The sequence below is a fragment of the Streptomyces sp. CB01580 genome (genome assembly GCF_001905795.1).
Classification (GTDB): Bacteria; Actinomycetota; Actinomycetes; order Streptomycetales; family Streptomycetaceae; genus Streptomyces.
Genome location: NZ_LIXJ01000042.1, coordinates 45,243 through 51,903 on the forward strand (window position 1 = coordinate 45,243; position 6,661 = coordinate 51,903).

General features: G+C 69.6%; 7 protein-coding genes. 5 read left to right on the top strand and 2 right to left on the bottom strand.

Annotation, left to right across the window (positions count from 1 at the left end; genetic code table 11):
• Nucleotides 1–15 precede the first annotated feature (15 nt).
• Together dapB and AMK22_RS34750 are read left to right on the top strand one after the other, a co-directional pair.
• Complete coding sequence (gene dapB, locus AMK22_RS34745; protein ID WP_073791490.1) at nucleotides 16–768, top strand: 4-hydroxy-tetrahydrodipicolinate reductase; 753 nt, start codon at nucleotides 16–18, stop codon at nucleotides 766–768.
• Nucleotides 769–780: 12 nt separating this feature from the next.
• Nucleotides 781–1,278 (top strand): tetratricopeptide repeat protein, encoded by a 498-nt coding sequence (locus tag AMK22_RS34750; protein ID WP_073791492.1) that lies wholly within the window; start codon nucleotides 781–783, stop codon nucleotides 1,276–1,278.
• A gap of 260 nt (nucleotides 1,279–1,538) precedes the next feature.
• On the opposite strand, the gene AMK22_RS34755 is transcribed toward AMK22_RS34750, so the two are convergent.
• Both AMK22_RS34755 and AMK22_RS34760 read right to left on the bottom strand, forming a co-directional pair.
• Nucleotides 1,539–2,105, bottom strand: a complete 567-nt coding sequence (locus AMK22_RS34755) for a hypothetical protein (protein ID WP_073791493.1) — start codon at nucleotides 2,103–2,105, stop codon at nucleotides 1,539–1,541.
• Nucleotides 2,106–2,209: 104 nt separating this feature from the next.
• Nucleotides 2,210–2,446: a hypothetical protein gene (locus AMK22_RS34760; RefSeq protein ID WP_073791495.1), complete on the bottom strand. Its 237-nt coding sequence runs from the start codon at nucleotides 2,444–2,446 to the stop codon at nucleotides 2,210–2,212.
• 187 nt (nucleotides 2,447–2,633) lie between these two features.
• On the opposite strand from AMK22_RS34760, the gene thyX reads away from it, so the two are divergent.
• The 3 genes from thyX to AMK22_RS34775 all read left to right on the top strand — a co-directional run bounded on the left by thyX (nucleotide 2,634) and on the right by AMK22_RS34775 (nucleotide 6,239).
• Nucleotides 2,634–3,371 carry an FAD-dependent thymidylate synthase gene (gene thyX / locus AMK22_RS34765; RefSeq protein WP_073791497.1) on the top strand — a complete coding sequence of 246 codons (738 nt, stop codon included), beginning with the start codon at nucleotides 2,634–2,636 and terminating at the stop codon, nucleotides 3,369–3,371.
• A gap of 152 nt (nucleotides 3,372–3,523) precedes the next feature.
• The gene (dapA, locus tag AMK22_RS34770; RefSeq protein ID WP_073791499.1) at nucleotides 3,524–4,423 is read left to right on the top strand and encodes a 4-hydroxy-tetrahydrodipicolinate synthase; all 900 of its coding nucleotides are present in this window, start codon (nucleotides 3,524–3,526) and stop codon (nucleotides 4,421–4,423) included.
• Between the two features lie 130 nt (nucleotides 4,424–4,553).
• Complete coding sequence (locus tag AMK22_RS34775; RefSeq protein WP_073791500.1) at nucleotides 4,554–6,239, top strand: ribonuclease J; 1,686 nt, start codon at nucleotides 4,554–4,556, stop codon at nucleotides 6,237–6,239.
• Nucleotides 6,240–6,661 lie beyond the last annotated feature (422 nt).

Sequence of the window (6,661 nt, forward strand, 5' to 3'; positions counted from 1 at the left end):
AAGGAAGCAGAGCACATGAGCAAGCTGCGCGTGGCCGTTCTCGGCGCCAGGGGCCGCATCGGGGCCGAGGCGGTACGAGCCGTCGAGGCCGCCGACGACATGGAGCTGGTGGCCGCCCTGGGCCGCGGCGACAAGCTGGAGACCCTCGTGGAGTCCGGCGCCGAGGCCGTCGTCGAGCTCACCACCCCCGCGTCGGTGATGGGCAACCTCGACTTCTGCGTACGGCACGGCATCCACGCCGTCGTCGGCACGACGGGCTGGACCGACGAACGGCTCGCGCAGCTGCGCACCTGGCTGGAGGGCTCCCCGGAGACCGGGGTGCTCATCGCACCGAACTTCTCCATCGGCGCCGTCCTCACGATGAGGTTCGCGCAGCAGGCCGCTCGCTACTTCGAGTCCGTCGAGGTCGTCGAGCTGCACCACCCGAACAAGGCCGACGCCCCCTCGGGCACCGCGGCCCGCACCGCCCAGCTGATCGCCGAGGCCCGGCGGAAGGCCGGCTGCGCCCCGCAGCCGGACGCCACGACCACGGCCCTGGACGGCGCGCGCGGCGCGGACGTCGACGGGGTCCCGGTCCACGCGGTCCGGCTGCGCGGCCTCCTCGCCCACCAGGAGGTACTGCTGGGCGGCGAGGGCGAGACCCTCACGATCCGGCACGACTCCCTGCACCACAGCAGCTTCATGCCGGGCATCCTGCTCGGCGTCCGCCGCGTGGTGACCACCCCCGGGCTCACGTTCGGCCTGGAACACTTCCTCGACCTGGACTGACTGGGCCCCGCCATGCGCGCAAAGATCACGTACTTCGTCACCGCCGCCGTCCTGGTCTTCTACTTCGTCCTGGTCGGCAGCCGTGGCGTCCTGCTCATCGAGCACGGCACCCCGCTGACGGTGGCCTTCGGGGTCTCCGTGCTCATCCTGCCGGTGATCGGGGTCTGGTTCCTCTGGCAGAACACCCGGTTCGTGGCGCGGGCCAACGCGCTGGCGGCGGAACTCGACGCGGAGGGCGGCCTGCCGGTCGACGAACTGGTCCGCACCCCCTCCGGCCGCATCGACCGCGACTCGGCCGACGCCGTGTTCGCCCGGCGCCGCGCGGAGACGGAGGACTCCCCGGACGACTGGCGCTGCTGGTTCCGGCTGGCCGTCGCCTACCAGGACGCCAGGGACACCCCCAGGGCCCGGAAGGCCATGCAGCGCGCCATCGCCCTGCGCGCGCGGGAGACGCCCGCCCGGTCCGGCAAGGGCGCGAAGGCCGCCGGATCACGCCCGTCCGGCGCCTGAGAAGGGTGTGACGAACGGGCTCGGGCCCGGCGGCCGTGGACGGCCGCCGGGCCCGAGCGATGAACAGGCGTCTCAGTGTCTGTCGGGTGACCTTCGACCGGGCAGCCGACGCGGCATGGCGCGTCGGCTGCCAAGGCACCCGGATGTTCTTGTAGCGGCTGCTCCGGGCTCTCGGCTTCGTTCGAGCAGGGGAGAACCCGTCCCAGGGCATCCCGGCGACGCCGGAAGCGCGTGCCAGGTCGTGGCCGCCCGGTCGGAGGTCACCCGACAGGCTCCCGGTCGCGCCGGTACTCGTCCCCCCACACCTCGACCGTGTCGGCGGCGCGGTCGAACGCCTCGGGCCGCCCCAGGAAGTCCGCGTTGTTGTCGGTGAGCAGCGGCGCCATGGTCTCGCTGCCCCGACGGACGACGATCAGCGCCTGACCCTGCACCGTGCGCGGGAACCCCAGCCACTGCACCGGCTGCTGAACCGTGCGGATCGCCGAGACCTGGTCCCACGGCACCGTCGCCGTCGAGAGGAGGCCCACCCGGCGCACCCCGTGCCGACTCACCCAGGCACCCATCCGCAGCAGCCGCAGGGCGGAGGCGATGACCGCGGCGGCGACCCCCAGACACACGGCCGCGCCGGACACCGCCCCGGCGAACGCGGTGATCATCCCCGCGAGGAGGACGAACGACGCGAGCAGCAGCAGGGAGGCCGCGGCCGCGACCCGCCAGGGCCCGGGGCGGTACGGTCGCCGCCAGCTGTCGTGGTCGTCGAACGGCAGCGCTACGTCCTCAGCGCCCGCGTCAAACGCGCGGTCGGCCGTCAGGAAGGGCAGGGGCACGACTGATCCTCACTCACAAGCACGCTCGATTGCTGTGCCCGGTGAGGCTATCGAGGAGATCACCGGCCCGACCACCCCAGGGGGCCTGTACGGGGCGGGGCCGCTCAGCGGCCGGTCGCGGCCTCGGTCTGCTGGGGGTGCGACTCGCTCTGCGGGCTCAGGGCGGGCATGCCCAGCACCAGGGAGCCGACGAGACCCGCGACGATCGTGAGCCCGACGAGCGAGCGGGCGGCCATCTGGGAGACGCTGGTGCGCTCCCGCGGGGGCGGAGTGACGTTGCTGCGGAAGCTGTCGGCCTCGGACACGAACGAGAACGGGACGGACTCGCGCCGGCGGAACATGAGGAAGCTCTCCTTGAACTCTGTGGTCGGTGCTGCTATTGAGACAGACGTGCGACAGGCCCGTTTGGTGCCCCGAATCGCCGAATTCGTCGAAGAAGTCCTGGGGTGGACCTTCCGGGCCGCGTTGTCGGTGGCGGCCCGTAGAGTGGGCGCCGCCCGTGCGACGCGATTTGGAAGGACCCCGCCGGTGACCGAGACCCCCGAGCCCGCAAAGCCCAGCTTCCGCAGTGATGTCACCGTCGAGCTGGTGAAACACTCCGCGGGCGACGCCGACGTCCTGTTCGCGGCCCGTGTCTCGACTGCCGGCGAGCAGTCCCTGGAGGAGGTCACCAAGGACCCCGAGCGCTCCAAGGGGCTCATCAACTTCCTGATGCGCGACCGGCACGGCAGCCCGTTCGAGCACAACTCGATGACCTTCTTCATCAGCGCCCCGATCTTCGTGTTCCGGGAGTTCATGCGTCACCGCGTGGGCTGGTCGTACAACGAGGAATCGGGCCGATACCGGCAGCTGGAGCCGGTCTTCTACGTTCCGGACGAGTCGCGCAAGCTCGTCCAGCAGGGCCGTCCCGGCAAGTACGAGTTCGTTGAGGGCACGCAGGCGCAGCACGAGCTCACCGGCCGTGTCATGGAGGACTCCTACCGCCAGGCGTACGAGGCGTACCAGGAGATGCTCGCCGCCGGGGTGGCCCGCGAGGTCGCCCGTTCGGTTCTCCCCGTCGGCCTGTACTCCTCGATGTACGCCACGTGCAACGCCCGCTCGCTGATGCACTTCCTCGGTCTGCGCACCCAGCACGAGCTGGCGGCGGTGCCCTCCTTCCCACAGCGGGAGATCGAGATGGTGGGGCAGCGGATGGAGGAGCACTGGGCCCGGCTCATGCCGCTCACCCATGCAGCCTTCAACAAAAACGGACGTGTTGCCCCGTAAGCGGTGTCCATATTGCGACGTTTCGTGAAGTTCATCTAGGCTGATCAAACGGACCCGGCACTGCTTGAACCCCCGAGCAGGCAGTGTCGGGCTCCTATGGTGTGTCCCCCCGAGGGGTCCACGGGCCCTGAGCAGCGAGTAGCGTGTTACCCATGGCTCCGATCTCCACTCCGCAGACCCCCTTCGGGAGGGTCCTCACCGCCATGGTCACGCCCTTCACGGCGGACGGCGCACTCGACCTCGACGGTGCCCAGCGGCTCGCCGCCCACCTGGTGGACGCAGGCAACGACGGCCTGATCATCAACGGCACCACCGGCGAGTCCCCGACCACCAGCGACGCGGAGAAGGACCAGCTCGTCAGGGCGGTCCTGGAAGCGGTGGGGGACCGGGCCCATGTCGTCGCCGGCATCGGCACCAACGACACCCGGCACAGCGTCGAACTCGCCCGCACGGCCGAACGCTCCGGCGCGCACGGCCTGCTCGCGGTGACGCCGTACTACAACAAGCCGCCGCAGGAGGGGCTCTTCCGCCACTTCACGGCCATCGCGGACGCCGCCGGACTGCCGGTGATGCTCTACGACATCCCCGGACGCAGTGGTGTGCCCATCGAGACGGAGACGCTGGTCCGGCTCTCCGAGCACCCCCGCATCGTCGCCAACAAGGACGCCAAGGGCGACCTCGGCCGCGCGAGCTGGGCCATCTCCCGGTCCGGCCTCGCCTGGTACTCCGGCGACGACATGCTGAACCTGCCGCTCCTCTCCGTCGGCGCCGTCGGCTTCGTCTCCGTCGTCGGCCACGTCGTCACCCCCGAGCTGCGCGCCCTCATCGAGGCGTACCTCGGCGGCGACGTCCAGAAGGCCACGGAGATCCACCAGAAGCTCCTGCCGGTCTTCACCGGCATGTTCCGCACCCAGGGCGTGATCACCACCAAGGCCGCGCTGGCGCTCCAGGGCCTTCCCGGCGGCCCGCTGCGCCTGCCCATGGTGGAGCTCACCGCGCAGGAGACGGCACAGCTCAAGATCGATCTCGCCGCCGGCGGGGTAGAGCTCTGATCACGGACTTCACAACTGAATAAAAGAAGAAAACTCTCAAGATCGACACAACAGACAACAGCAAGTGCACGAAATGACATGCGCGCCACGTGCCCAAGCGGTACGTGGCGCGCGTGGTAAGGAGAGTCTTTTGAGTCATCCGCACCCCGAACTCGGCGCCCCGCCGAAGCTCCCCAAGGGCGGCCTCCGTGTCACCCCGCTCGGTGGCCTCGGTGAGATCGGCCGCAACATGACGGTCTTCGAGTTCGACGGCCGTCTGCTCATCGTCGACTGCGGTGTCCTCTTCCCCGAGGAGGAGCAGCCCGGAGTCGACCTGATCCTGCCGGACTTCACCACGATCCGGGACCGCCTCGACGAGGTCGAGGGGATCATCCTGACGCACGGCCACGAGGACCACATCGGTGGTGTCCCGTATCTGCTGCGCCTGAAGCCGGACATCCCCCTCATCGGTTCCAAGCTGACCCTCGCACTGATCGAGGCGAAGCTGCAGGAGCACCGCATCCGCCCGTACACGCTCGAGGTCGAGGAGGGCCGGCGCGAGCGCATCGGCGTCTTCGACTGCGAGTTCGTCGCGGTCAACCACTCCATCCCGGACGCCCTCGCGGTCGCCATCCGCACGCCTGCGGGCATGGCCGTCGCGACCGGCGACTTCAAGATGGACCAGCTCCCGCTGGACGGCCGGCTCACCGACCTGCACGCGTTCGCCCGGTTGAGCGAGGAGGGCATCGACCTGCTGCTCTCCGACTCGACCAACGCGGAGGTCCCCGGCTTCGTGCCGCCCGAGCGGGACATCTCCAACGTCCTGCGCACGGTCTTCGCCAACGCCCACAAGCGCATCATCGTGGCGAGCTTCGCCAGCCATGTGCACCGCATCCAGCAGATCCTCGACGCCGCCCACGAGTACGGCCGCCGGGTCGCCTTCGTCGGGCGCTCGATGGTGCGCAACATGGGCATCGCCCGCGACCTGGGCTATCTGAAGGTCCCCGCGGGCCTGGTGGTCGACGTCAAGACCCTCGACGACCTGCCCGACGACGAGGTCGTGCTGGTCTGTACGGGGTCCCAGGGCGAGCCGATGGCCGCCCTGTCCCGCATGGCCAACCGTGACCACCAGATCCGGATCGTCCAGGGCGACACCGTGATCCTGGCGTCGTCGCTGATCCCGGGCAACGAGAACGCGGTCTACCGCGTGATCAACGGTCTGAGCCGCTGGGGCGCCAACGTGGTCCACAAGGGCAACGCCAAGGTGCACGTCTCCGGGCACGCCTCGGCCGGCGAGCTGCTGTACTTCTACAACATCTGCAAGCCGAAGAACCTGATGCCGGTGCACGGCGAGTGGCGTCACCTCAGGGCCAACGCCGAACTCGGCGCCCTCACCGGTGTGCCCAAGGACCACATCGTCATCGCCGAGGACGGCGTCGTCGTCGACCTCGTCGACGGCAGGGCCAGGATCGCCGGCAAGGTCCAGGCCGGTTACGTGTACGTCGACGGGCTCTCGGTCGGCGACGTCACCGAGACCTCCCTCAAGGACCGCCGCATCCTCGGCGACGAGGGCATCATCTCGGTCTTCGTCGTCGTCGACAGCACCACCGGAAAGATCACGGGCGGTCCCTACATCCAGGCCCGCGGATCCGGCATCGACGACTCCGCGTTCGACGCCGTCGTGCCGAAGATCGAGGACGCGCTCAACAAGTCGGCGCAGGACGGGGTGGTGGAGCCGCACCAGCTCCAGCAGCTCGTCCGCCGCTCGGTGGGGAAGTGGGTCTCGGACACCTACCGTCGGCGCCCGATGATCCTTCCCGTCGTCGTCGAGGTCTGACCGGCGCACGCGAACCCTGGAGCGGGGTGCCCCGATTTGCATCGGGGCACCCCGCTCCAGTACGTTTACGGCTCCGCCCGACCGCACAGCACCACGAACACCCTTGTGTCCGTGGCTCCTGCAGCGCGGCGGAATTCCGACTCAGAATCTCTGATAAAGTCGGGCCCGCCGAAAGGCAAAAGGCCATCCAACGGCCACCGGAATTGAAATTCGAACCGGAAACGGAACGGAAAAAGAATCTGGTAAGGTTGGAACTGCCCTTCGAGAAGGGCGGACGCGACGACGGCCCGGACCTCTCCCTCTTCTGACGCCTCCCGGCTCCTGACGCCTCCCGGCTCCTGACGCCTCCTGGGGAGGACGGACGGGGGGCACCGCCCGGGCCGGTGCGGCGGACGTGTGACGCCGGAGGCCCGGGCGGCGGG